The sequence below is a fragment of the Streptomyces spectabilis genome (assembly GCF_008704795.1).
In the GTDB taxonomy this organism is placed as follows: Bacteria; Actinomycetota; Actinomycetes; order Streptomycetales; family Streptomycetaceae; genus Streptomyces; species Streptomyces spectabilis.
The window spans coordinates 4162617-4186894 of sequence record NZ_CP023690.1; the positions used below are offsets into that span (position 1 = coordinate 4162617).

At 72.2% G+C, this 24278-nt stretch carries 19 protein-coding genes; 11 read left to right on the forward strand and 8 right to left on the reverse strand.

The features are described from left to right. Positions 1-165: 165 nt before the first annotated feature. The gene (locus CP982_RS17960; protein ID WP_030672713.1) at positions 166-429 is read right to left on the reverse strand and encodes a WhiB family transcriptional regulator; all 264 of its coding nucleotides are present in this window, start codon (positions 427-429) and stop codon (positions 166-168) included. A 752-nt stretch (positions 430-1181) separates the two neighbouring features. Between CP982_RS17960 and CP982_RS17970 the strand changes: the two genes are divergently transcribed. The 3 genes from CP982_RS17970 to CP982_RS17980 all read left to right on the forward strand — a co-directional run bounded on the left by CP982_RS17970 (position 1182) and on the right by CP982_RS17980 (position 4070). Then, a complete protein-coding gene (locus CP982_RS17970; protein WP_150511467.1) occupies positions 1182-1697 on the forward strand; it encodes a cysteine dioxygenase in 516 nt (171 codons plus the stop codon). An 88-nt stretch (positions 1698-1785) separates the two neighbouring features. Further along, complete coding sequence (cofD, locus tag CP982_RS17975) at positions 1786-2742, forward strand: 2-phospho-L-lactate transferase (protein WP_150511468.1); 957 nt, start codon at positions 1786-1788, stop codon at positions 2740-2742. Beyond that, the gene (locus CP982_RS17980; protein ID WP_150511469.1) at positions 2739-4070 is read left to right on the forward strand and encodes a coenzyme F420-0:L-glutamate ligase; all 1332 of its coding nucleotides are present in this window, start codon (positions 2739-2741) and stop codon (positions 4068-4070) included. Before cofD ends, CP982_RS17980 begins: the two co-directional genes overlap by 4 nt. A gap of 23 nt (positions 4071-4093) precedes the next feature. Here the strand turns inward: CP982_RS17980 and CP982_RS17985 are convergent, their stop codons facing one another. The 3 genes from CP982_RS17985 to CP982_RS17995 form a co-directional block, all read right to left on the reverse strand. Continuing rightward, positions 4094-5008 carry a DNA-3-methyladenine glycosylase family protein gene (locus CP982_RS17985; protein WP_150511470.1) on the reverse strand — a complete coding sequence of 305 codons (915 nt, stop codon included), beginning with the start codon at positions 5006-5008 and terminating at the stop codon, positions 4094-4096. A 223-nt stretch (positions 5009-5231) separates the two neighbouring features. Continuing rightward, the gene (gene manB, locus CP982_RS17990; protein WP_150511471.1) at positions 5232-6314 is read right to left on the reverse strand and encodes a mannose-1-phosphate guanylyltransferase; all 1083 of its coding nucleotides are present in this window, start codon (positions 6312-6314) and stop codon (positions 5232-5234) included. Between the two features lie 94 nt (positions 6315-6408). Continuing rightward, entirely contained in the window at positions 6409-7842 is a 1434-nt protein-coding gene (locus CP982_RS17995; protein WP_150511472.1) for a peptidoglycan recognition protein family protein, read from the reverse strand. Positions 7843-7980: 138 nt separating this feature from the next. On the opposite strand from CP982_RS17995, the gene CP982_RS18000 reads away from it, so the two are divergent. From CP982_RS18000 to CP982_RS18015, 4 genes are all read left to right on the forward strand, one after another. Next, a complete protein-coding gene (locus CP982_RS18000; RefSeq protein WP_150511473.1) occupies positions 7981-8733 on the forward strand; it encodes a TIGR03089 family protein in 753 nt (250 codons plus the stop codon). 128 nt (positions 8734-8861) lie between these two features. Then, entirely contained in the window at positions 8862-10115 is a 1254-nt protein-coding gene (locus CP982_RS18005; RefSeq protein ID WP_170316452.1) for an LCP family protein, read from the forward strand. Between the two features lie 226 nt (positions 10116-10341). After that, positions 10342-12135 (forward strand): LCP family protein, encoded by a 1794-nt coding sequence (locus CP982_RS18010; RefSeq protein ID WP_150511475.1) that lies wholly within the window; start codon positions 10342-10344, stop codon positions 12133-12135. A gap of 158 nt (positions 12136-12293) precedes the next feature. After that, complete coding sequence (locus tag CP982_RS18015) at positions 12294-14051, forward strand: LCP family protein (RefSeq protein ID WP_245004349.1); 1758 nt, start codon at positions 12294-12296, stop codon at positions 14049-14051. 33 nt (positions 14052-14084) lie between these two features. Here CP982_RS18015 and CP982_RS18020 read toward each other — a convergent pair whose 3' ends face one another. Then, positions 14085-15125 carry a glycosyltransferase family 2 protein gene (locus CP982_RS18020; RefSeq protein WP_268255504.1) on the reverse strand — a complete coding sequence of 347 codons (1041 nt, stop codon included), beginning with the start codon at positions 15123-15125 and terminating at the stop codon, positions 14085-14087. A 199-nt stretch (positions 15126-15324) separates the two neighbouring features. Here CP982_RS18020 and CP982_RS18025 point away from each other — a divergent pair, with 199 nt between their 5' ends. Then, positions 15325-16809, forward strand: coding sequence for an LCP family protein (locus CP982_RS18025; protein ID WP_435862503.1), 1485 nt, complete (start codon positions 15325-15327; stop codon positions 16807-16809). Positions 16810-17176: 367 nt separating this feature from the next. Here the strand turns inward: CP982_RS18025 and CP982_RS18030 are convergent, their stop codons facing one another. Further along, positions 17177-17725: an acyl-CoA thioesterase gene (locus CP982_RS18030; RefSeq protein ID WP_150511477.1), complete on the reverse strand. Its 549-nt coding sequence runs from the start codon at positions 17723-17725 to the stop codon at positions 17177-17179. A gap of 129 nt (positions 17726-17854) precedes the next feature. Here CP982_RS18030 and CP982_RS18035 point away from each other — a divergent pair, with 129 nt between their 5' ends. Together CP982_RS18035 and CP982_RS18040 are read left to right on the forward strand one after the other, a co-directional pair. Further along, positions 17855-19174, forward strand: a complete 1320-nt coding sequence (locus CP982_RS18035; protein ID WP_150511478.1) for an LCP family protein — start codon at positions 17855-17857, stop codon at positions 19172-19174. 184 nt (positions 19175-19358) lie between these two features. Then, positions 19359-20480 carry a dipeptidase gene (locus tag CP982_RS18040; RefSeq protein ID WP_150511479.1) on the forward strand — a complete coding sequence of 374 codons (1122 nt, stop codon included), beginning with the start codon at positions 19359-19361 and terminating at the stop codon, positions 20478-20480. Positions 20481-20502: 22 nt separating this feature from the next. On the opposite strand, the gene CP982_RS18045 is transcribed toward CP982_RS18040, so the two are convergent. Beyond that, entirely contained in the window at positions 20503-21828 is a 1326-nt protein-coding gene (locus tag CP982_RS18045; RefSeq protein ID WP_150511480.1) for a UDP-glucose dehydrogenase family protein, read from the reverse strand. 220 nt (positions 21829-22048) lie between these two features. Between CP982_RS18045 and CP982_RS18050 the strand changes: the two genes are divergently transcribed. Beyond that, positions 22049-23206, forward strand: coding sequence for an acyl-CoA dehydrogenase family protein (locus tag CP982_RS18050; RefSeq protein ID WP_150511481.1), 1158 nt, complete (start codon positions 22049-22051; stop codon positions 23204-23206). Positions 23207-23275: 69 nt separating this feature from the next. Here CP982_RS18050 and CP982_RS18055 read toward each other — a convergent pair whose 3' ends face one another. Then, a complete protein-coding gene (locus CP982_RS18055) occupies positions 23276-24196 on the reverse strand; it encodes an alpha/beta fold hydrolase (protein ID WP_150511482.1) in 921 nt (306 codons plus the stop codon). Positions 24197-24278: the final 82 nt, after the last annotated feature.

Consider the following 24278-nt stretch of genomic DNA (forward strand, 5'->3'; position numbering starts at 1 on the left):
CCTGTGGACAACTGAGGAGTGCCTGGCCGGTATGGATCGCGAGGGCGCCCGACGCCGCCGCGCGCCCCTCCAAAACACCGGACGGGCCGATGCCTGCGCGTCGCAGGAATCGGCCCGTCCGGTAAGCGGGGTCGAGCGGGGCCGGGGCGGCCGTGGGCGGGGAGTTCAGACGGCCGCCTTCTTCAGACGGCGGCGTTCGCGTTCCGAGAGGCCGCCCCAGATGCCGAAGCGCTCATCATTCGCAAGCGCGTACTCAAGGCATTCCGAGCGGACCTCGCAGGCGAGGCAGACCTTCTTGGCCTCGCGCGTGGAGCCGCCCTTCTCCGGGAAGAAGGACTCGGGGTCGGTCTGGGCGCACAGTGCGCGCTCCTGCCAGCCGAGTTCGTCGTCCGCGTCTTCGACCAGCAGTTCCTGAACCAGCTCGGTCATATGCGCCCCTCGTCTGTCTTCGCGTCCCCGTGGTGCTGCCGTTACCGATTTCGGCTGAACGACACGAGTGAAATTACAAGTGCGCCGATCCGGGGCAGTCAAGCCGGGATCTGCTATTGAGCCCCTTATTCACTCTGCGGAACCAAGGCTTTGCGGAAAGTGTTCATATCTACCTAAACCGTGACACCCGCCAGCGACCGTCCGACAGGGTGTCGCACCGCGTCCGCTCACTGACAGGGACGCCGCGACTCGCACTCCCGTTGCAGCGAACTCGCCGAAGCGAACCGGATCACACAGGGACCGCAGGATCGTGACGACGGTCGAGCGCCGGTTGACGCGCCGGTTCGAGCGCCGGTTGGTGCGGCTTGTGTCCCCGGAAGCGCCGCACAAACCTTTCGCCTGACAGAACAACCGGATGCGGTGAAACATTGTCCACATTCCGGACATCGAGTTGACAGCCGAGGTGTGAGCCGCTGTCCTGGTGGGCATGCTCGCGAACTTGGCGCTTTCCGTGACCCGCAACAGCGGGTCTTCCGGTGCTGCCCCCGCGCGCTGTCGCTGTACCCGTGCGTGTGCCTGTTCCAGCTGTTGAGCCACACCGTCTCCAGCTGTTGAACCACTGAGCCACCGCCGGGCCCCCGGTCACCCCGTTCCCCGGCGTCGCTCCGTACTCGGCCAGCACCCCTCCGCAGTACCTCCGCTTTCTGCCCGCGACACCCCAGCACTCTTACGTTGAGGAACCACCGCACCCCATGAACAGCGACAGCGACCTCCAGATCGCCGGCGACATCCTCGAAGTCCCGCACCTGCTGCAGCCCCCGCGCGAGCACCCCGTCACCGTGGCGGAGTTCGCCGGGCTCGCCCGCGCCATCGCCGCCGACCGCGCCCAGTGGGCGCCCCTCGTCCAGTACGACGCCACCAGCCGCTGGTACCACCGCCTGCGCACCGCGCCCGGCTACGAGGTGTGGCTGCTCTCCTGGGTGCCGGGCCAGAGCAGCGGCTTCCACGGCCACGGCCGCTCCTCCGGCGTACTGACCCTCCTGGAGGGCGAGTTGACCGAGCGCAGCCAGAGCGGCGCCCGCACCCTCGCCGCGGGGGCGCAGCGCGTCTTCGCGCCCGGCTACGTCCACGAGGTCGTCAACGACTCCCTGGAACCCGCCGTGAGCCTGCACGTCTACTACCCCGGCCTCACCGAAATGCCCATGCACACGGCTCGTTGCGAGGCCCACGCGCCGCGGGACACGGCGCACGACGCACTCACCGCGTAGGGCGCACAACCGGCGCGATCCCGCCAGCCTCACGGCTGATCCCCCGACCGCCTGCCGCGCTGTCACACCCGCCTGCGATGCTGGGCACATGCGCATTGTGGTTCTGGCCGGCGGCATCGGCGGCGCCCGTTTCCTCCGTGGACTCAAGAAGGCCGCGCCCGACGCGGCGATCACCGTCATCGGCAACACCGGTGACGACATCCACCTGTTCGGCCTGAAGGTCTGTCCCGACCTCGACACGGTGATGTACACGCTCGGCGGCGGCATCAACGAGGAGCAGGGCTGGGGCCGCGAGGACGAGACCTTCAAGGTGAAGGAGGAGCTCGCGGCCTACGGCGTCGGACCCGAGTGGTTCGGCCTCGGCGACCGCGACTTCGCCACGCACATCGTGCGGACCCAGATGCTCGCCGCCGGCTATCCGCTCAGCGCGGTCACCGAGGCGCTGTGCGAGCGCTGGCAGCCCGGCGTACGGCTCATCCCCATGTCGGACGACCGCGTGGAGACCCACGTCGCCGTCGACCTGGACGGCGAGCGCAAGGCCGTGCACTTCCAGGAGTACTGGGTCCGCCTGCGGGCCGCCGTCGACGCCCACGCGATCGTGCCCGTCGGCGCCGACCAGGCCAAGCCCGCGCCCGGCGTCCTCGAAGCCATCGCCGATGCCGACGTCATACTCTTCCCGCCGTCCAACCCCGTGGTCAGCGTCGGCACGATCCTCGCCGTGCCCGGCATCCGCGAGGCCATCGCCGAGGCCGGGGTGCCCGTGGTGGGCCTGTCCCCCATCGTCGGGGACGCGCCCGTGCGCGGCATGGCCGACAAGGTGCTCGCCGCCGTGGGCGTCGACTCGACGGCCGCCGCCGTCGCCGAGCACTACGGCAGCGGCCTGCTCGACGGCTGGCTCGTCGACACCGTCGACGCCGCCACCGTGGAGCGCGTCGAGACCGCGGGCATCCGGTGCCGGGCCATCCCGCTGATGATGACGGACCTCGACGCCGCCGCTGCCATGGCCCGCGAGGCGCTCTCCCTGGCCGAGGAGGTCCGCGCGTGACCGCCCCGGAGGCCGGCGCCCCGGCCTTCCGGGTCTGGGCCGTGCCCGGACTGCCCGAGATCCGCCAGGGGGACGACCTGGCGAAGCTCATCGCCGACGCCGAGCCCGGGCTCGCCGACGGGGACGTCGTCCTCGTCACCTCGAAGATCGTCAGCAAGGCCGAGGGGCGCGTCGTCGCCGCCACCGACCGCGAGGCCGCGATCGACGCGGAGACCGTGCGCGTCGTGGCGCGGCGCGGCGCCCTGCGCATCGTCGAGAACCGCCAGGGCCTGGTGATGGCCGCCGCCGGGGTCGACGCCTCCAACACGCCCGCCGGGACCGTCCTGCTGCTGCCCGAGGACCCCGACGCGTCCGCGCGCGCCTTGCGCGAAGGGCTGCGCGACGCGCTCGGCGTGGACGTCGGCGTGCTCGTCACCGACACGTTCGGGCGCCCCTGGCGCGCCGGCCTGACGGACGTCGCCATCGGCTCCGCCGGAGTGCGGGTCCTCGACGACCTGCGCGGCGGCGTGGACACGTACGGAAATCCGCTCCAGGCCACCGTCGTCGCCACCGCCGACGAGCTGGCCGCCGCCGGTGACCTGGTGAAGGGCAAGGCGGCGGGCCTTCCCGTCGCGGTCGTGCGGGGGCTGCCGCACGCGGTGCGCGGCGCGGACGGCACCGACGCCCCGGACGCCGGGGCGCGGGCCCTGGTGCGGGACGCCCGGGACGACATGTTCCGGCTCGGCACCAGCGAGGCCGTACGGGAGGCGCTCGCGCTGCGGCGCACGGTGCGGGAGTTCACCGACGAGCCCGTCGACCCCGGGACCGTGCGGCGCGCCGTGGCCGCCGCCGTGACCGCGCCCGCGCCGCACCACACGACGCCCTGGCGGTTCGTGCTCCTGGAGTCGGCTCGGTCCCGGGTGCGGCTGCTCGACGCCATGCGGGACGCGTGGGTCGCCGACCTGCGGCGGGACGGCAAGTCCGAGGAGTCCGTCGCCCGCCGCGTCCGCCGCGGAGACGTGCTGCGCAACGCGCCCTGTCTGGTGGTCCCCTGCCTCGTCATGGACGGGGCGCACACATACGGCGACGAGCGGCGGGACGCGGCCGAGCGCGAGATGTTCGTCGTCGCCGCGGGGGCCGGCGTGCAGAACTTCCTCGTGGCCCTTGCCGGGGAGCGCCTCGGGTCCGCGTGGGTGTCCTCGACGATGTTCTGCCGTGATGTCGTACGGGACGTGCTGGAGCTGCCGCGGGAGTGGGAGCCGATGGGGGCCGTCGCGGTGGGGCACCCCGCGGTGGCGCCGAGCCCCCGGGTCGGGCGGGACGCCGCGGAGTTCTTGGTGGTGCGGTAGCCGGGCCCTCCCGGGCGCGGGCCCTAGAGGGTCGCGATGTCGGTCCTGGGCATCTTCGGGGTGCGTCGTGGCGGGGTGCGGCCGCTGAGGAGGATCAGCCGGGCCGCCCGGTGGCGCTGGCCCTCGTAGGGGGCCAGGAGTTCCAGCATGCGGGCGTCGTCGGCGTCGCGTTCGTCCGCCAGGGCGTAGCCGATGACGCCGGGGAGGTGCAGGTCGCCGACGGTGACGGCGTCGGGGGCGCCGTTGCTGCGCTGGACCGTCTCCGCCGAGGTCCAGGGGCCGATGCCGGGGACCAGCTCCAGACGGGCCCTGGCCTCTTCCGGAGGCATCGCCGCCGCCTCCTCCAGGCGGCCCGCCACCCGCGCGGCGCGCAGGATCGCCGAGGCGCGCTTGTCGTCCACGCCCGCCTTGTGCCACTCCCAGGACGGGACGCGGCGCCACGTCGCCGGGTCCGGCATCACGTGCATGCGGGCCTGCGGAGGCGTCGGGCCCGGGGCCGGTTCGCCGTACTTGCGGACCAGCAGGCGCCAGGCGCGGTACGCCTCGTCCGTGGTCACCTTCTGTTCGAGGACCGAGGGGATCAGCGACTCGAGGACCAGGCCCGTGCGGGTCAGGCGCAGGCCCTGGCGGCGGCGCTCCGTGTGCGCGACCAGGCGGTGGCGGGCCGTGAAGGCGTCCGGGTCGTCCGCGGCGCCGAGCAGCCCGGGAAGTCCCTCCAGGAGCCAGTCCGCCCCCGGACCCCAGGCCTCCGCCTCCGCCGTGCCCGCGCGCAGCGCCACGCGCAGGGTCCCGGGGCCCTGCGGGGTGCGGGTGGCTCGCCAGACCGAGCCGTCCGGGGTGGTGCGGAAGGTGGGATCGGCGGGCCCGCGGCGCAGGGGGCCCAGGGTGAGGCCCAGGTCCAGGGGGGTCCTGGGGGCCCAGGTGCGGCGGGAGGACATCCGTCGAGGGTAGCCCTCGCGGTGCGCCCCGGGCCCGCCCCTTCCCGATCAAGGGGGCTCCGCCCCCTTGGACCCCCGTTTGTCGGCGCTCCGCGCCTCGTCCTCAAACGCCGGACGGGCTGAAAGTCTTCGGCGCGCGCCGTGGGTATTCAGCCCGTCCGGCGTTTGAGGACGAGCGCGCCAGCGCGATGAAAGGGCGGGTGGGTGGGAGAAAAGGGGCGGCCTACTGGTCCGAGGAGAAGCGGACCGATCCCGCCGGGAGCGTGGCCTCGCACCAGACGCGTACGCCGTCCCGCAGTTCGTTGTCCGCGCCGATCCGCGCGCCGTCGCCCACCACCGCGCCGGTGAGGACCGAGCGGGCCCCCACCGAGGCACGGGCGCCGATGAGCGAGTCGGTGATGACGGCGCCGGGCTCGATGACCGCGCCGGACAGGATCGTGCTGCCGTAGAGGCGGGCGCCCTCGCCGACCACCGCGTGCTCGCCGATCACCGTGCCGCCGGTCAGCTTGGCGTCGGAGGCGACCCGGGCGGACGGCAGGACCAGGCGGTCGCCGCAGCGGCCGGGCACCGCGGGCGACGGGGCGCGGCCGAGGACGAGGTCGGCGGAGCCGCGCACGAAGGCCTGCGGGGTGCCGAGGTCCAGCCAGTACGTCGAGTCGACCATGCCCTGGAGGTGCGCCCCGGAGGCGAGCAGCTCGGGGAAGGTCTCGCGCTCGACGGAGACGGGGCGGCCCGCGGGGATGGTGTCGATGACCGAGCGGCGGAACACGTACGCGCCCGCGTTGATCTGGTCGGTGACGATCTCCTCGGGGGTCTGCGGCTTCTCCAGGAAGGCGAGGACCTTGCCCGACTCGTCCGTGGGGACCAGGCCGTACGCGCGCGGGTCCGTGACCCGGGTCAGGTGCAGCGAGACGTCCGCCCGCGTCCGCTCGTGCTCGGCGACCAGGGCGCGGATGTCCAGGCCCGTGAGGATGTCGCCGTTGAAGACGAGGACGGGGTCCTGCGGGCCCGAGCGGAGGCGCGACGCCACGTTGCGGAGGGCGCCGCCGGTGCCCAGGGGCTCCTCCTCGGTGACGTACTCGATGTGGAGACCGAGCGCCGAGCCGTCGCCGAAGTACGGCTCGAACACCTCCGCCAGGTACGACGTGGCGAGGACGATGTGGTCCACGCCCGCCGCACGGGCCCTGGCGAGCTGGTGGGTGAGGAACGGGACGCCCGCCGCCGGGACCATGGGCTTGGGTGTGTTCACCGTGAGCGGCCGCAACCGGGTGCCCTTGCCGCCGACCAGGAGGATCGCTTCTGTCACCTGTCGTCTCTGCTTCCTGCTGGGGCCGGCGGAACTGTGTTTCGGCCGGCCAGTGTATGCAGACGTGTATGCGGACCGTGCGGTGCGATCGGCCTCAGCGGCCCTGGTAGCGAGCCGACGCGCTGCGGGCCGTGCCGAGTTTGCTGTAAAGGCGGCGCCCCGGGCACTCGGTGGCGAACCCGTCCCGATGGCCGGAGATCACATGCAGCCGGACCTTCGTGCCCTTCCTGTAGAGGTTGCCACCTCCCGACTTCAGGTATGTGGTTCCGCGGGGATTGGCCCCGAACAGGCCGAGCTTCCACGCCGTGAGGCGGGCGACGGCGGTGACCGCGGCCTTCGGCGGTGCGGCACTGGTGTAGGTGCCGAGGACGGCGATGCCCATGCTGTTGGTGTTGAAACCGAGGGTGTGGGCGCCGAGGACCGCCTTCGCCACGCCCCCGGCGCGGCCTTCGTAGATGTTTCCGCACTTGTCGACGGCGAAGTTGTAGCCGATGTCGCGCCAGCCGCTGCTCATCACGTGGTAGCGGTAGATACTGCGCAGGACGGAGGGCGCCTGTGAGCAGCGGTAGTTGTTGCCGGTGGCGCTGTGGTGCACGAAGGCGGCCTTGACGGTCTTCGTGTACGCGAAGTCCCGTTCGCGAAGCCGCTCGTCGGCGCCCCAGCCGCGGCGCGTGACGATGCGCGGGCGCGGGCCGACGTAGGGCCGGGCCCCGGCGCCGCGGGCCGCGAGCACGTCGGCTTCCGTACGCTCCTTCGTCAGCTCGGGGACGGTCAGGGCGCCGAGCGGGGTGAGGTCGGCGTTCACGGCGGAGGAGGCCGCGGCCTCGGCGGTCATGGTGTTCGCGCGCGGCGCGTCGGCCGGGGTGCCGCCGGGCGGGGGCTCCGCCCCGGGGTCCACGAGTTCGAGGCGCAGCCCGGCGGGGAGCGGGTTCACGACGTCGCCCGCGAAGGCCTGGGCGTGGGGGTCGTGGGCCGGGGCCCGGCCGGGCGGGTCGTAGGCCGCCGCGGAGGCCCGAGCGTCCGCCTCGCCCGGCTCCCCGGCGCGTGCGCCCGTCGCGCGCTGCGCGGCGAGCGCTCGTACGCGTACCTCCACGCCGTCCGAGTCGCCCACCCACAGCGGTGCCGTCGTGCCGCGTACCCGGCCGGAGTCGCGCTCGGCCGTGCCGGGGTCGGCGGCGTGTTCGTGGTTGTGCGTCTCGACGTCCTGCCAGGCGGACCAGACCGTGGTGCCGGTGGCGCGGGTGCGGACCTGGACGCTGCCGCGCAGTTCGGCGTCCGGGTCGTCCCAGACCACGCCGAGCAGGGAGAACGGCCGTACGTCACGCCGCGGCAGGCCCTCCGCACGGGCCGCCCCGCCCGCCCGGTCCGAGCCGAGCGGGGCCAGCGGGAGCGACTGGGTGCTGCCGGGCAGCGCCCCCGCCGCGGGCGGCCCGGCGGCCGTGGCGGCGGCCGCCGACGGGAGGGCGAGGGGCAGGGCCAGAGCCGCCGCGCAGGTGACACCGATCGAGGAAGCAAGGAATCCACGCATGCAGTCGATCGTCGGCATAACGGGCATATATGTCCATTGGGGAACTGACGGTCCGTCGGCCCGGAGTCGGCCGAACCGGTGGCCCCAACTGCCCCGCCCGCACGGGCGACACGCGGGGCCCCGCGTACCCTTGCGGCCGTGAACGCCAACGACCGCACCCCTGCCGACCTGCTGCGATCCGCGCTCGCCGCCGACCCGGCGCGCCCGCTCGTCACGTACTACGACGACGCCACCGGTGAGCGCGTGGAATTGTCCGTGGCCACCTTCGCCAATTGGGTGGCCAAGACCGCCAATCTGCTCCAGGGCGACCTCGCCGCCGAGCCCGGCGACCGGCTCGCCCTGCTCCTGCCCGCGCACTGGCAGACGGCCGTGTGGCTGCTCGCCTGCTCCTCGGTGGGCGTCGTCGCGGACGTCGGCGGCGACCCGGCCCGCGCCGACCTCGTCGTCTCCGGCCCCGACACCCTTCAGGCGGCGCGGGCCTGCTCCGGGGAGCGGGTGGCGCTCGCGCTGCGGCCGCTCGGCGGGCGCTTCCCGCAGACCCCGGACGGTTTCGTCGACTACGCGGTCGAGGTGCCGAGCCAGGGCGACCGCTTCGCGCCGTACGCGCCGGTGGACCCGGACGAGCCCGCCCTCGCCGTCGCCGGGGCCGAGCTGACAGGGGCCGAGGTGGTGGCGCGGGCCCTGGACGACGCCGCCGGGCTCGGGCTCTCCGCCGGGGCGCGGCTGCTGTCCGGCCTCCCCTACGACGGCTGGGACGGGCTGAGCGCGGGCCTCTACGCGCCGCTCGCCGCCGGCGGGTCCGTGGTGCTGTGCCGGCACCTCGACCGCCTGGCCGAGGGCGGCCTGGAGAAGCGGGTGGAGGCGGAGCGGGTCACCGTGACGGCGGGGTAGCCGGGGCGGGCCGGACCCCGGGAGCCGCTCACCCGTTCGGCCCACCATCCCCGGGCCCCCCGCCGCCGCTCGGTCCATGGTCGTAGGAGCGCCATGCACCGACGCAGCCACGAGGGGTGGACTCACACGTGACCGACAGCACGTACGGACCGGGCGCGGGGGCGAGTCCGTCGGGGCTCGCCGCGCGGCGCCGCAGACGACGCTGGCTGCGGTACGCCGGGGTCGCCACGGCCGTGGTCGTACTGGCGGCGGGCGGCGCGGGCTGGGCCGTGTACCAGAAGCTGGACGGGAACATCACGGAGGACACCGACGCCGCCGCCGAGCTCGCGCGCTACGAGAAGGAGCGGCCGACCCCGCTCGTGCACGACGCGCAGAACATCCTCCTGATCGGCTCGGACACCCGCACGGGGCGCGGCAACCGCAAGTACGGGCGCGACCTCGGCACCCAGCGCTCGGACACCACGATCCTGCTGCACCTGGCAGCCGACCGGCAGAGCGCCACCGCGGTGTCGCTGCCGCGCGACCTGATGGTGCACATCCCCAGCTGCCGCCGCCCGGACGGCTCCCGCACCCGGGCCCAATTCGCGCAGTTCAACTGGGCGTTCGAGTTCGGCGGCACGGCCTGCACGATCCGTACGGTGGAGAAGCTCACGAACATCCGCGTCGACCACCACATGGTCGTGGACTTCGCCGGATTCAAGGACATGGTGGACGCCGTCGACGGCGTGCAGGTGTGCCTGAAGGAGCCGGTGGACGACTCCGCGGCGAAGCTGCGGCTTCCGGCGGGGCGGCAGACGCTCAACGGCGAACAGGCCCTGGGATTCGTCCGCGCGCGCAAGTCGCTCGGCAACGGCAGCGACACCGAACGCATGGACCGGCAGCAGGAGTTCCTCGGCGCGCTCGTCAACAAAGTGCGCAGCAATGACGTCCTGCTGAATCCGGTGAAGCTCTATCCCGTCCTGGACGCGGCCACGTCGTCACTCACCACGGACCCGGGGATCGCGAGCCTGCGCGGTTTGTACGAACTGGTGCGCGGACTACGCAATATCCCTACAGAACGGGTGCAATTCCTCACGGTGCCGCGCCGCTCGTACACGTACGACGCGAATCGGGACGAGCTGGTGGAGCCCGCGGCCGACGAACTCTTCACCCGGCTCCGCCAGGACGAACCGGTGCAGGTGACCCGCGCACGGCCGGACGCCTCGGCCGCCTCGACCACCTCGAACAGCGACGAATCCGCGTACGAGAGCGGCGACGACGGCGGGGAGTACGAAGAAGAGGACGGCGAGTGGAGCGACGGGAAGCCGGACGACCCCACGCACACGCCGAGTCCGGCCCCCACATTCCGGGGCAACACGGCTGCCGGATCCACCTGTACGTAATCCGAACAGCGACCGGACCGGGCCTCGCGCCAAAGAAATTGGGCGGATTGCCCAGTTGTAGGGGAGTGGAATTTGTCACCGGCGTCGCTGGACGCTGAACTGGGCGGATAGTGTGAGCCGATCCGGTGTCCGGCCGATGGGCCGCACACCGCTGGTACGACTGGACCGAGCGCCTTCTTGAGGGGGGAAAGGCGCCGCGTGGCCCTGACGGAGGACGCAAACAACCGTGGACGCGCAAGGCCGTGGGCGGGCAGAGAACATCGATCCCGCAGACCAGTGGGTACTCAATCCGCAGACCGGCGACTACGAGCTGCGACTGAGTCCTTCCGCAGAGCAGTCGGCACCCCAGACCGGCGTGCCCGGACCGCGCAGGGCGGCGCCGCGGCGGGGAGCCGCGCGCCCGGCGGACCCGCAGCAGGGCACGCCGCACGAGGGCGCCCCGCGCCCCGGCGCGCGCGGGCCCGAACGGCCGGGGGGCCGGGGCGGCGGCCGGGAGCAGGTGCCGGGCCAGCGCAGGCGCCGTGCCGCGCAGCCGGAGGCGGCGGCGGGCAGTCGGCGCAAGGGCAAGACCAAGAAGAAGTCCACCGGCAAGCGGATACTGGCGTGGACGGGCGGCACGGTCGCCTTCGTGCTCGTCGCGGCCGGCGTCGGCGGCTATCTGTACTACCAGCACCTGAACGGCAACATCACGTCCGTCTCCGACGACGGCGCGGGCACCGGCGGGTTCAGCAAGGACCGCGCCATCAACATCCTGCTCATCGGCACGGACAAGCGCAGCGGCTCGGGCAACAAGGGCTACGGCGACGAGGGCAGCGTCGGGCACGCGGACACCACGTTGCTGCTGCACGTCTCCAAGGACCGCTCCAACGCGACGGCCCTGAGCATCCCGCGCGACATGATCACGGACATCCCGGACTGCCCCACCGAGCAGGACGACGGCTCCATGAAGACCATCCCGGGCTCGCAGAAAGTCCGCTTCAACGAGAGCCTCGGACAGAGCGAGCGCACGCCCAGCTGCGTCATGCGCACGGTCACGGAGATCACCGGCATAAAGCTCGACCACTTCATGGTCGCGGACTTCAACGCGGTCAAGACGCTGTCCAGCGCGGTCGACGGCGTGGACGTGTGCCTCGCCAAGGACATCGACGACCCCAAGTCGCATCTGAAGCTGCCCGCGGGCGAGCACTCGATCGAGGGCGAGGACGCGCTGGCGTTCGTCCGGACCCGGTACACCGTGGGCAACGGCGGCGACCTGAGCCGGATCCAGCTCCAGCAGCAGTTCCTCAGCTCGCTGATGCGCAAGCTGAAGTCGAACGACACCCTGACGAACCCGAAGAAGATGATAAGTCTGGCGGAAGCGGGCACGAAGGCGCTCACCGTCGACTCCAAGATCGCCGACATAATGAAACTCCGTGACCTCGGCATGGAGCTCGGCAAGCTCGACATGAAGAACCTGACCTTCGCGACGGCCCCGGTGGTCGACAACCCCGCCGAGAAGAAGCCCGTCACGGTCGTCCTGAACAAGCCCAAGTCCGACGAGCTGTTCTCGATGATGCGCGAGGACGTGTCGCTGACCGAGGTCAAGAAGCAGGAGAAGAAGGAGAAGGCCGCCGTGGCCGCGCGGCTCAAGGGCCCGCGCGCCGAGGCGGGTGACGTCCGCGTCGACGTCTACAACGGCAGCGAGAGGAACGGCGCCGCTCAGGAAACTCTCAGCTGGCTGCAGAACACTGAGGGCGTGACGAAGTCCAGCCAGCTCGGCAACGCGGGCAAGCAGGGCAAGACGACCGTGGAGTACGGCCCGGGCCAGGCCGACGAGGCCCGGAAGCTGGCCGACCTCATGGGGCTGCCCGCCGCCGCCCTGAAGCCGGGCAAGAGCGAGAAGAACGCGCAGGGGCTCCCGGCGATGGTGCTGACCCTCGGTGCCGACTTCAAGGGCGCGGGGACGCCCATCAAGGCTCCGTCGAAGGCTCCGGACGGCATCCAGAAGGTCGAGGCCGACAAAACCGTGTGTGCCAAGTGACCTGAGGCGGTCGTTTCACGTCTCACAGAACGCCCCGGTGGTTGAAGCGCGACATACCGCGCGGACTGCCGGGGCGGCGGCAGCTCGCCGCAAGTGGCCGCGGGTGAGCCACACTTGGGAAGCACGGCGGGGAGGGACAGGGGATGGGGCAGAACAGCGTGCGTGGGGAGGGAGTGTCCTCGGGGGCGGGCACTCGCGACGCCGCGAGTGAGCGGTCCCGCGCGGAAGGCAGCCGTCCGAAGAGCGACACCGGGGACGCGGAGCCGCACGCGCGGGACACCGACGGCGCAGGACGGGACACCGACGGCGCAGGACGGGGCACCGACGGCACGGGACGGGGCACCGACGGCAAGGGCCCGGACGCCGAGGACAAAGGGCGGCCCCGCAGAAAAGGGGCCCGGGGCTCGCAAAGCGGCGCGCGGCGCACGGCGCCCCGGCGCAAGCGGCGGGTGCTCCGCTGGTCGGCGACCGTCCTCGCGGTGCTGATACTCGGCACGGCCGGCGCCGGATACCTCTACTACCAGCACCTCAACAGCAATCTGGAGACCGACGACCTGAACCTGGGCGACCACCGGGCACCCGCGCCCACGCCCAACGCCGAGGGCCAGACCCCGCTGAACATCCTCCTGATCGGCTCGGACGCGCGGGACTCCAAGGAGAACCGGAAGCTCGGCGGCGCCAAGGACACCTTCGGCGGCCCCGCGCTCGCCGACGTCCAGATGCTGCTCCACCTGTCGGCGGACCGCAGCAACATGTCGATGATCAGCATGCCCCGCGACACGCTCCTGACCATCCCCAAGTGCACGGACCCGGACGACGGCAAGGTGTACCGGGAGACCGGTCCGCGCACGATGACGAACGAGTCCCTGGGGCGCGGCGGCCCCGGCTGCACGGTCGCCACCTGGGAGAAGCTGACCAACATCCGCATCGACCACTTCATGATGGTCGACTTCTCCGGCGTGGTGTCGATGGCCGACGCCATCGGCGGCGTGCCCGTGTGCGTGGACAAGAACATCCACTCCCGCACCAGCGCGGGCAAGGGCTCCGGCCTGAAGCTGAAGAAGGGCACCACGAACATCCAGGGCGAGCAGGCCCTCCAGTGGCTGCGCACGCGCTACGGCTTCGAGGACGGCAGCGACATCGGTCGCGCCAAGGCCCAGCACATGTACATGAACTCGCTGGTCCGCACGCTCCGCGACAACGCGAGCCTGACCAGCCCCAACCGCCTGCGCAAGCTCGCCGAGAACGCCACGAAGGCCCTGAAGGTCGACCCCGGCCTCGGCTCCGTCCTCAAGCTCTACGACCTGGGCAACGAGCTGAAGAAGGTCTCGCCGGAGCGCACGACGATGACCACGATGCCGTTCGAGTACTCCGGTTCGCGCGTGGTGCCCAAGCCGGGCGACGCCGAGCAGCTCTTCCGGCTCGTACGCGACGACATCGCCCTGGACGGCAAGGACAAGAGGAAGACGGCGAAGGAGAAGCCGTCCGACGACCCGGCCGCGCCGGACGCCGACATCGCGGTGCAGGTCCAGAACGGCACCCGCACCGCCACCGAGCCGCCGGTCAGCGGCCGGGCGGGCGCGGTCGCGCAGCTGCTCGCGGCCGGGGGCTTCACCAAGGCGGCGCCGGACACGGCGACGGCCCTCACCGAGGCCAGGACGGTGGTCCGCTATCCCTCGGTCGAGCTGGAGGGCGACGCCCAGCGGGTCGCGAAGTCCCTCGGCCTGCCGCTGAGCGCGGCCAAGAAGTCGACCGACGTCTCCGGCGTCACGCTGGTCGTGGGCGCGGACTGGCGCGAGGGCGACAAGCCCGAGAAGACGAAGAAGCAGGACGACTCGACGCCGAAGTCGGCGGACGCCCTGAACGGCTCCGACAAGAAGGCGTGCATGCGGGTGGACCCGAACTTCACCTGGTGAGGCGGGAGTCCAGGTCCCGGCGCCGCTCCCGGATCAGGCTTCCTGGGGCTTGCGGTCCGTGCCCAGGACCGCGGGGCGGCGCGAGGCGATGACCTTCTTGGCGAGCGAGCGGGGGCTGGTGAGGAATCCCCAGCCCCACGACATGTGCATCGTGGCGAGGGCCACCGGGATCTGCAGGCGCGCCTTCAGGGGCAGGCCCTTGCCCGCGGGCACGGACCCGGCGGCGATGGCCGCCAGGTAGCCGCCGGGGATCACCAGGCCCCACGGCGTCAGGGCGGCGCCCACGACCAGGCCCGCGGCGATGGCGCACACGGCCGTCGGCGGCGCGAGGTAGCGCAGGTTGATGGAGCCCTCGTGGTAGCGGGCGACGACGTGCCGCCAGCGGCCGTAGTCCTTGTACTGCTTGGCGAGGGCCTTCACGCTCGGGCGCGGCCGGTAGGAGACCTTCAGCTCGGGCGAGAACCAGATGAGGCCGCCCGCCTCGCGGATGCGGAAGTTCAGCTCCCAGTCCTGGGCGCGGATGAACTCCTCGTTGTAACCGCCCTGCTGTTCGAGGGCCTCGCGGCGGAAGACGCCGAGATAGACCGTCTCGGCCTGCTGGGCGTCGCCGCCCGTGTGGAAGGCGGCGTTGCCCACGCCGATCTTCGAGGTCATGGCGGCGGCGACGGCGTGCTCCCAGTCGTTCTCGCCCTCGGCGTGCATGATGCCGCCGACGTTCATCGCGCCGGTCTCCTCCAGGAGGCGCACGGCGGTCGTGATGTACCCCGGCGAGAGCGCGGCATGGCCGTCGACACGCACCACGATCGGGTGACGCGAGGCCTTGATCGCCGCGTTGAGCGCCGCGGGCGTACGCCCCGTCGGGTTCGGGACCGTGTGGACGCGGGGGTCTTCGGCGACCAGCTCGGCGGCGATCTCGTCCGTGCGGTCGGTGGAGGGGCCGAGTGCGACGACGACCTCCATCTCGCCCGCGTACTCCTGCTTGAGGATCGCGTGGACGGCTTCGCGCAGGTGCCGCTCCTCATTGAGGACCGGCATGATCACGGAGACGGCGGGAGGCTGACCGTCAGAATTCACGTGCGGAGTTTCCTTCTCGTCTCGCGGCCCGGGATACCGGGGGGACGCCCCCGGAAAGTGCAGCATCGGGCGTCACGTTACCGCGAACGGGGGACACCGGCGCGCGCCGTCCGGGTCGCTACCCCGGGCCGCAGATCGTATGGGCCTACGGTTCTGGCGTCCCCCGGCTCAAGCCGCGACCGCGGAGGTGTCCTCGCACGTGCCCGCACCGCACCGCTCCCCCGCCCCGCCCCCGCGCCGGCCCCACCCGCCGCGGCCGCCGCGCCCCCCGGTCAGACCGGCGGCCCGGCGCAGGCGGCCGCGCTGGGCGATGCGGATCGCGACGGCGCTGTCCGTCACGGTGCTCGGGGCCGCCGGGATCGGGCACTCCGTGGTCTCCAGCCTGGACACCGGCATCAGACGCGTCGACGCCTTCAAGGACATGAAGAACAGGCCCGAGGGCAGCCACGGCACGAACGTGCTGCTCGTCGGCACCGACGGGCGCGACAGGATCAGCCGCGCGGAGAAGAGGAAGTACCGGCTCGGCGGCGCGCCCTGCCACTGCACGGACACGATCATGATCGTGCACATCTCGGACGACCGGGAGCGCGCCAGCGTGGTGAGCCTGCCCCGGGACTCGTACGCGGAGCTGCCGCCGCACGTCGACCAGAACTCCCGCAAGCACCACAGGTCGCACCCCGTGAAGCTCAACGCGGCGTACGCGGAGGGTGGCCCGAACCTCACGGTCCGCACGGTGGAGCGCATGACCAAGGTGAAGATCGACCACTATCTGGAGGTCGACTTCACCAGCTTCATGGAGACGGTCGACGTCGTCGGCGGCGTGGAGATCTGCACCACGACCCCCCTCAAGGACTCCAACACGGGCCTCGACCTGTCCGTCGGCACGCACCGGCTCAGCGGCGGCGAGGCGCTCCAGTACGTGCGCTCGCGGCACGTCGACGGGGCCGCCGACCTCGGGCGGATGCAGCGCCAGCAGCGGTTCCTCGCGGCGCTCATCGCGAAGGCGACGAGCAGCGGCGTGCTGTTGAATCCGGTCAAGTTCCGTGACGTCACCAAGACGCTGCTCGGCTCCGTACGGGCCGACAAGGGCTTCGGCACGGAGGACATGCTGGCGCTCGGCCGGGCCATGCGGAACTTCTCCCCGTCGTCGTCGGAGTTCACGACCGTGCCGCTCGCCCGCAAGGGGCAGCTGATCCCCGGCGTCGGTTCGACGCTGAAGTGGGACCCGCGGCAGTCGGCGAAGCTGTTCCAGGCGCTGCGCGACGACAAGCCGCTGGCGCCGCACCGGGAGCGGCGGAAGGTGGCGCTCGTGCCGGTGTCCCCGCAGCAGATCCGGGTGCAGGTGGACAACGGCACGCACACGTCCGGGCTCGGGCGCCGGGTCGACTCGGCGCTACGGCGGTCCGGCTTCCGCACCACCGGGGTGCCCGGCTCCGTCCCGCTCGCCCCCGGCGCCAAGCCGCTCGCCCGCACGGTCGTGGCCTACGACCCGCGCTGGGACCGCTCCGCGAAGTCCCTGGCGACCGCGTTGCCCGGGTGCGAGATGCGGCGCGTGAACGGCCAGGGGGCGATGCTCAGGGTGCTGGCCGGGACGGACTTCCGCGGGACCCGTGCGGTCCGGGCGCAGGACGCCCACCAGGGCGAATTCGGCGCCATCACGGGCGACCAGGTCGTGTGCCCCTGACCCTGCCGCCAGCCGTACGCCTGCCAGCGGGGCCGCGCCCCACACGTCGGGCCAGTCCCACCCACCCGCCCCCACCGGCCGTGAGACACCGGCCGCAGGGCCTCGCGCAGCTGGGGAGTATCCGGGCGCGATAGCGGCGGGCAACGCAGGGCGCCAGCCGCAGCGCAACGCGTCGGGGCCCGGCTCACGCAGCCGGGGAGAGACGGGTGGGCGGGTGGGAGACGCCGCCGCGGCAGCGGCGGGTAACAGAGGGCACCAGCCGCAGCGCAACGCGTCGGGGCCGAGCCTCGCGCAGCCGAGGAGAGACGGGTGGGCGGGTGGGAAAGGCGGGCGGGCGGCGGGCCCGGGGCCGTGGGTGGGCCCCGGGTCAGTCGTCGTAGCCCTCCCGGGCCCGGGACTCGCGGAGGTCCTTGATGGCGCGGCGGCGTGCCAGCCGGTGGGTGCGGCGGATCTGGGCCTCCTGGTAGCGGCGCCGGTCGCGGTCGGTCTCGGGCAGCACCGGCGGCACGAGCCGCGGCTTGCCGTCGGCGTCGACCGCGGCGAAGACGAGGTACGCGGAGCCCACCTGCTGCGCGGGCGTCGACTCGTTCCAGCGCTCGGCGAGCACCCGTACGCCGACTTCCATGGAGGTCCGCCCGGTCCAGTTGACCTGGGCCTTCACATGGACGAGGTCGCCGACGCGCACGGGTGAGAGGAAGGCCATCTCGTCCATGGACGCGGTGACCGCGGGCCCGCCGGAGTGACGCCCGGCGACCGCCCCCGCCGCGTCGTCCACGAGCTTCATGATCACGCCGCCGTGCACCGAGCCGAGGAGGTTGGTGTCGGCGTGGGTCATGATGTGGCTGAGGGTGGTGCGGGACACCGAGGTCGGCTTGCCCGGAATCTCCGACTCCGAACCCGTGGCCTGATCTGTCATGCCCTCCACCCTATGTCGGCGGGGGCACCGTGCCGGTTACGGGCGCATTGCCACAGCTCTGCAACAGGCGTGACCCGAAATCACGCCCTCCCTGTAAGGCAGGGCGCGCGGCACTGCACACTAAGCCACATGAGCGATTGGCCAGACGCGCGGAACGGCAACAACGGAGACCGCCACGGGTACGGCAGCGGCAGCGCACAGCCCGACGGCGCCCGCGTGATGCGCCACGTCCAGCGGCCCGACGGGGTCCCGCGCCAAACCTCGTACGACGACGACGTGTACGACGACCTGTACCGCGACCAGCGGGCCCAGCCGGGCCAGCAGCACGCCCAGGGCCCCGGCGGCCCCGGGGGCTACGACAGCGGCTACAACACCGGACAGGTGTACGGCTCGCCCGCAGGCCGCGGCCAGGCGCCGGGCGGCCCGCAGGGACCTCCCGGCCCGCAGGCCCCGCCGCGTCCGAAGCCCCCGGTCAACTGGAAGAAGCGGATCACCTGGGGCCTGGTCACGTTCCTCGCCCTGCTGATCGTGGTCTCCGTGAGCACGTACTTCTGGGCGGACTCCAAGCTCAAGCGCGAGGTCGACCTGTCGAAGGTGATCGAGCGGCCCGCGGGCGGCAAGGGCACGAACTACCTGATCGTCGGCTCGGACAGCCGCGCGGGCATGTCCGACGAGGAGAAGAAGAAGCTCCACACCGGCTCCGCCGCGGGCAAGCGCACCGACTCGATGATGATCCTGCACGTCGCGGACGACGGCGGGAACACGATGATCTCGCTGCCGCGCGACTCGAACGTCACGATCCCGTCCTTCAAGGGCGCCGAGTCGGGCAAGCTCTACCCGGCCACGGGCCGCCAGACGAAGCTGAACGCCGCGTACGCCGAGGACGGCCCCGAGCTGCTCGTCCGGACCGTGGAGGCCAACACGGGCCTGCGCATCGACCACTACGCGGAGATCGGCTTCGGCGGCTTCGCGAAGATCGTGGACTCGGTCGGCGGCGTCGAGATGGACATCCCCAAGGCCTTCAAGGACAAGTGGTCGGGCGCCGACTTCAAGGCGGGCAAGCAGAAGCTGAGCGGCCAGGAGGCGCTCGCCTTCGTCCGCACCCGGCACGCCTTCGGCAGCGACCTGGAGCGTACGAAGAACCAGCAGAAGTTCCTCTCGGCCCTCGCCCACCAGGTGGCGACGCCCGGCACGGTCATGAACCCGTTCAAGCTGTACCCGACGATGGGCGCGGGCCTGGACACGCTGGTCGTCGACAAGGACATGGGCCTGTTCGACGTGGCGTCGATGTTCTGGGCGATGAAGGGCGTCACGGGCGGCGACGGCAAGTCCATGAACATGCCGATCTCCGGCACGGTGGGCAGCAACCTCGTCTGGGACAAGGCGAAGGTCAAGCAGCTCGTCGAGCAGCTCAACAACGACGAGGAGGTGACCGTGTCGGGCAACTGACCGGACACCCGAAGCCCGTGGGCCCCGCCGTCACCGACGGCGGGGCCCACGGCTTCGCGGCGGGGTTCCGGAGGCGTTCCGGCGGCGGCCGTACCCCGAACGCTCCGCCCGCCGTGAAGCCGGGCGCTTGCCGTGCGACGGTGGTGGACCAGCGAGAAAGTGCCCACCGGACCGCGGAGCTGCCATGGCGGACCTGCAGGACGAATTCGACACCACCGCCGAGGCCGGGGAGCTCGACCGGCTCCCGGCGGACGCACCGGGCGCCGAGGCGGCCGAGCCCGAACCCGGGGCGCGCCTCGGCGAAGTGCCCGACAAGGCCCGTGCCCTGCTGGCCGCGCATCCCGTCGCCGACGGCTACAGCGGCCTGCCCTGGGCGCTGCGCGGCCTTCCGTACTGCGACCTGGAGTCCGGAGACAGCTGTTTGGAGACCGATGTGCCGAGGCTGAGAGCGGGTGGCGTCGGCGCGCAGTTCTGGTCGCTGCACGTGCCCGAGGAGATCGCGGGTGACCGCGCGGTGAGCGCGACCCTCGAACAGCTCGACCTGGTGCGGCACGTCGTCACCCGCTACGGGGACGCCCTGCGGCTCGCCCGGGACGCTTCCGAGGCCGCCGACGCCCGCAACCACGGCCGGGTCGCCACCGTCGTCGGCCCGGCGAGCGCCCGCGCCATCGGCGACTCGCTCGGCGCGCTGCGCTCGCTGCACGCGCTCGGCCTGAGCGTCCTCACGCTCGCCGACACGTCGTGGGCGGGCGGCGCGGGCCTGAGCGCCTTCGGCGAGGAGGTCGTACGGGAGATGAACCGGCTCGGCGTCCTCGCCGATCTGTCCGGGGCGCCGGAGGAGACCGCGCGGCGGGTGCTCTCGGTGTCCAGGGCGCCGGTCCTGTTCACCCGGTCCGGGGCGCGGGCGCTGCGCGAGCACCCGGCGAACCTCAGCGACGACCTGCTCGCCGCCGTGGGCGCGGCCAAGGGCCTGTGTCTGGTGCCGCTCTCGGCCGAGCAGACGGGGACCTCGGTGCGGGACGTCGTGAGCCATCTGGAGCACGTGCGCCGGGTCGCGGGCCCTGAGTGCGTCGGGATCGCCGGGACGTACGACACCACGGCCGCGCACCCCGCGGAGCTCGACGACGCCTCGTGCTACCCGCGGCTCGTCGCCGAGCTGCTCGGGCAGGGCTGGAGCGACGCCGAGATCGGGGCGCTCACCTGGGGCAACGTACAACGCGCGCTGCGCGGGGCGGACTTCACGGCCCGGGCGGCCCGGGAGCGCCGGGAGGCGTCGACGGCGACGATCACCCGTCTCGACGGCTAGCCGGGCCGGCGACGGGCGGGCGTCAGGCCGCCGGGCGGCCCATGGCCCGGTAGGTCCAGCCGGCGGCGCGCCAGCGCTCCGGGTCGAGGGCGTTGCGGCCGTCGAGCAGGACCCGGTGGCCCGCGACGGCGCCGAGCGCCTCGGGGTCGAGGTCGCGGAACTCCCGCCACTCCGTGAGGTGGAGGACGACGTCGGCGCCGCGGACGGCCTCCTCGGCGGACGCGGCGTACCCGAGCGTCGGGAAGAGGCGGCGGGCGTTGTCCATGCCCTTGGGGTCGTAGACGGTGACCTGGCCGCCCTGGAGGTGGATCTGCCCGGCCACGTTCAGGGCGGGCGAGTCGCGCACGTCGTCCGAGTCCGGCTTGAACGTCGCGCCGAGCACGGCCACCCGCTTGCCCAGGAAGGAGCCGCCGCCGACGGCCTCGCGGGCCAGCTCCACCATGTGCCCGCGGCGGCGCATGTTGATGGAGTCGACCTCGCGCAGGAAGGTGAGGGCCTGGTCGGCGCCCAGTTCACCGGCGCGCGCCATGAACGCGCGGATGTCCTTGGGCAGGCAGCCGCCGCCGAAGCCGATCCCGGCGCGCAGGAACTTGGCGCCGATGCGGTCGTCGTAGCCGAGGGCCTCGGCCAGCTTCACCACGTCGCCGCCCGCGGCCTCGCACACCTCGGCCATGGCGTTGATGAAGGAGATCTTCGTGGCGAGGAAGGAGTTGGCCGCCGTCTTCACGAGTTCGGCCGTCGGGAAGTCCGTCACGACGAAGGGCGCGCCCTCGGTGACCGGCTTCGCGTACACGTCGCGCAGCAGCTTCTCGGCCCGCTCGCTGTCCACGCCGACCACGATCCGGTCCGGGTGCAGCGTGTCGTTCACGGCGAAGCCCTCGCGCAGGAACTCCGGGTTCCACGCCAGTTCGGCGCCCTCGGGCAGCAGCGCGGCCAGGCGCTGCGCCGAGCCGACCGGCACCGTCGACTTGCCGACGACGAGCGCGCCCGGCTTCAGGTGCGGGGCGAGGGAGGCGAACGCGGCGTCGACGTAGCTCATGTCGCACGCGTACTCGCCGTGCTTCTGGGGGGTGTTGACGCAGACGAAGTGGACGTCGCCGAACGCCGCGGCCTCGGCGAAGTCCATCGTGAAGCGCAGCCGGCCGCTCGACCCCTCGATCCCGGCGACGTGGCGGCGCAGCAGCTCTTCGAGGCCGGGCTCGTACATGGGGACCTCGCCCCGTGTGAGCATCTCGATCTTCTCGGGCACGACGTCGAGTCCGAGGACCTCGAAGCCGAGCTCCGCCATGGCCGCGGCGTGCGTGGCGCCGAGGTAGCCGGTGCCGATCACGGTGATCTTCAGGGCCATGAGGTGCTCCAGGGGTGTACTGGCCGGGGTGCGCTGCCCGAGCATAGTCGGGCCGCGGTCAGGCGTGCCGGGGGCTCTCACCGGGCACGATTCCCCCTGTCGTCAAGCTCACGTACCGGTGGCGCGGGCGGCACCCTAAACTTCGGGTACCCATCGTGTTACTTAACGGTAATTAGCAAGGGTGACTAGCGTCCACAGCGTCCTTGGAGCGTGAGAGACCTTGGCCGGATCGGCTGACTTCGACCTGTACCGCCCGTCCGAGGAGCACGACATGCTCCGCGACACGATCCGCTCGCTCGCCGAGTCGAAGATCGGGCCGTTCGCCGCCGCCGTGGACGAGGAGGCCCGCTTCCCGCAGGAGGCCCTGGACGCCCTGCGCGCCGCCGACCTGCACGCCGTGCACGTCCCCGAGAGCTACGGCGGCGCGGGCGCCGACGCGCTCGCCACGGTCATCGTGATCGAGGAGGTGGCCCGCGTCTGCGCGTCGTCCTCCCTCATCCCGGCCGTGAACAAGCTGGGCTCGCTGCCCGTGATCCTCTCCGGGTCCGAGGAGCTGAAGAAGAAGTACATGACGCCGCTGGCCAAGGGCGACGGCATGTTCTCGTACTGCCTCTCGGAGCCGGACGCGGGCTCGGACGCGGCGGGCATGAAGACGAAGGCCGTGCGCGACGGCGACTTCTACGTCCTGAACGGCGTGAAGCGCTGGATCACCAACGCGGGCGTCTCCGACTACTACACGGTCATGGCCGTCACCGACCCCGAGAAGCGGTCCAAGGGCATCAGCGCCTTCGTCGTGGAGAAGGGCGACGAGGGCGTCTCCTTCGGCGCCCCGGAGAAGAAGCTCGGCATCAAGGGCTCGCCCACCCGCGAGGTCTACCTGGACAACGTCCGCATCCCCGCCGACCGCATGATCGGCGAGGAGGGCACGGGCTTCGCCACGGCGATGAAGACGCTCGACCACACCCGCATCACCATCGCCGCCCAGGCCCTCGGCATCGCCCAGGGCGCCCTCGACTACGCCAAGGGCTACGTCCAGGAGCGCAAGCAGTTCGGCAAGCCGATCGCCGACTTCCAGGGCGTCCAGTTCATGCTCGCCGACATGGCGATGAAGATCTCCGCCGCCCGCGCCCTGACCTACCAGGCCGCGGCCGCGTCCGAGCGCGGCGACGCCGACCTCACCTACCTCGGCGCCGCGGCCAAGTGCTTCGCCTCCGACATCGCCATGGAGGTCACCACGGACGCCGTCCAGCTCCTCGGCGGCTACGGCTACACCCGTGACTACCCGGTCGAGCGCATGATGCGCGACGCCAAGATCACGCAGATCTACGAGGGCACGAACCAGGTCCAGCGGATCGTGATGGCGCGCAACCTGCCGTAGGGCGCTGCCGTCGCCCCCTTCCCGTGCGTGCGGGGAGGGGGCGATCACCTTTCGCGGGGCCGTCGCGTGTCAGGCGAAGAAGTCCGTCAGCTTCGCCGTCACCTGCTCCGGCTGCTCCTCGGGGAGGTAGTGGCCGCTGTCCGGGATCCGCTCGACGCGGACGTCCTTGGCGTGGCCGGGCAGGATGGCGCTCAGATACGCGTGGTTGCGGTCTCCCGCGAGTGCGAGGACGGGGGCGCCCACCCGGTCGTACGTCTCGAAGTCGTCGATGTCCTGCCGAAACGTCTGGTACCAGGCGTTGCCCGCGCGGACCGCGTCGGGCGTGGCGTAGGCCGCGGCGTACACCGCCCGGGAGCGCTCGTCGATCGAGGACTGGTCCTTGAGCATGTAGCCGAAGAGCCAGTCGACGAGGAGGCGGGACCGGCCGTCGAGCAGCTGCTCCGGCAACCCCTTGACCTGGTTGAACGCGAACCACCACAGGTATATGCCGGGAGCGGTCTCCCAGTCGGTCCCGGCGTCGACCGCCGGCAGCAGGGTCAGCTCCCGCAGGGTCGGGTCGGGGTGCGCCACGTCCAGGAGGGCCAGCTTGCGGGTGGCCTCGGGGTGGTTGGCGGCGAAGGCGTGGGCGACCATCGCGCCGATGTCGTGCCCGGCGATGTGCACGCGGCCGTGGCCGAGGTGGCGGACCAGCTCGTACACGTCCTGAGCCATCGTCTTCTTGTCGTAGCCGGACTCGGGCTTCGCCGAGCCGCCCATGCCGCGCAGGTCCACGGCGATGACCCGGTAGCGGCGCGCGAGGGCCGGCATGACCTTGTGGAACTGCCACCAGGTCTGCGGCCAGCCGCCGAGCAGGACGAGCGGGTCGCCGCTGCCGCCCGCCACGTAGTGCAGCCGGACGCCGTTCACCTCGGCGTGCGCGCTGGTGAAGTCGCCCTCCAGGGAGCGGGCCAGCTCCTCGTCGGTGGGCACGGTGTTTACGGTGTCGGACATGACGTCGTCTCCTCGGAGCATTGCGGATCGCAGTTTTGGACTGGTCAGTTCATAACCTCTGCGAGGACGGTAACCCATGTGG